This is a genomic window from Bacillus cereus group sp. Bc031 (genome assembly GCF_027716265.1).
GTDB classification, from domain to species: Bacteria; Bacillota; Bacilli; order Bacillales; family Bacillaceae_G; genus Bacillus_A; species Bacillus_A paranthracis.
Genome location: NZ_JAQFUL010000195.1, coordinates 1 through 1576 on the forward strand (window position 1 = coordinate 1; position 1576 = coordinate 1576).

The following is a 1576-nucleotide window of genomic DNA, read 5'->3' on the forward strand; positions in this document are numbered from 1 at the left end:
CATCTCCTCGTATGATTAAGTTAGGTTTTTAGGGACGGGATGTACCTATAAACCCAAGGGTATCTATTTTTATGAGATGCTAATATTTGTAGATAGAGTGTTGCCGACCATCTCCCTGAATCTTTGTATTCGTAAAAAAGAGCGGTACCTCTGTCTAATAAGTAGTTTACGAATGAGTTGGATGTTGATGACCATTGGTCATTCTTCGTATCTCTTACGAGGTAGTAGCGCTTATTAGTTCAGGGGAGGAAAGCACTATCTAACACTAATTAATATAGGGGTGTAAGCTATGTTCTATTTAGGTATTGATATCGCTAAACATAAACATTATGCGTCCATTATCGATCAAGCGGGAAAACCTATTACTAAGCCATTTCCTTTTCAGAATCACAAAGAAGGTGGACAAACCCTTTTAAATCAGATCTACCAATACATTGAGTCTCCTACAGAAATACTGATTGGAATGGAAGCCACCGGACATTATTGGTTAGCTGTTTATTCTTTTCTACTGGATCATGGATTTTCAGTCATTGTATTAACCCCCATTCAAACCAATGCCTGGCGAAAAGGAACAGAAATTAGAAAGCGAAAAACAGACGCCATTGATGCCACTATGATTGCCGATATCATTCGATTCGGCCGTTTTGTTGAAACCCCACTTGTGGACGAAAAAATGTTCGCTCTAAAACAAATGAGCCGCTTTCGTAATGCGCTTGTAAGTAATATGAGTGATTTAAAACGAAAAGCTCTTGTCGTATTAGATCAGACTTTCCCAGAGTACCAAAGCATCTTTTCGGATGTTTTTGGTAAAACTTCTTCGCAAATCTTACTTGAATATGCCTCTCCTAGTGACTATGAACAGATATCTATTGATGATTTAACACAAATAATTGAGCAAACCAGTCGTAACCGACTAGGAAAGAAAACAGCTAACAAGCTAATGGAATTAGCCTCTAATTCGTTTGGTGTTACCTTCTGTAAAAACGCTTTTTCCTTCCAACTAAAAATGTTGATGGAGCAAATTCGTTTTATCGAAGATCAAATCAAAGAATGTGAAGACGAAATGTCACAACTTTTAATTGATTTAGATACTCCTATCATGACAGTACCTGGCGTTGGACCAATTTTAGGTGCCACTATACTAAGTGAAATTGGGGATATACACCGCTTTGATAAACCATCTAAACTTGTCGCTTACGCAGGCATTGATGCCTCTGTGTCCCAATCTGGACAATTTGAATCATCAGGTATGTCTATATCTAAGCGTGGCTCTTCTCATTTACGTAGAGCCTTATTCCAAGCCGCTATTACAGCCCATAAACATGACCCTGTCTTGAAAGCTTTTTATGAGAAGAAACGAAAACAAGGAAAGCACTACTATGTTTGTATAGGAGCTGTAGCTAGAAAGTTGTGCTACATTATCTATGCCATCCTAAAAAACAATAAACCGTATGAAATCCCTCAATATTCAAAAGAAGTTTGATACTTTTATTTTTTTTAACATCTCTTAGGGTTATTTGGTGCACCCTTTTTTAAGTTTCCTATTTATAAAATTCCTCTTGACTTCTCATAGTTG

The 1576-nt window shown here is 37.2% G+C and carries 1 protein-coding gene; it reads left to right on the forward strand.

Annotation, left to right across the window (positions count from 1 at the left end):
- Window positions 1-289 precede the first annotated feature (289 nt).
- The gene (locus PDQ33_RS28815) at window positions 290-1483 is read left to right on the forward strand and encodes an IS110 family transposase (RefSeq protein WP_270757110.1); all 1194 of its coding nucleotides are present in this window, start codon (window positions 290-292) and stop codon (window positions 1481-1483) included.
- Window positions 1484-1576: the final 93 nt, after the last annotated feature.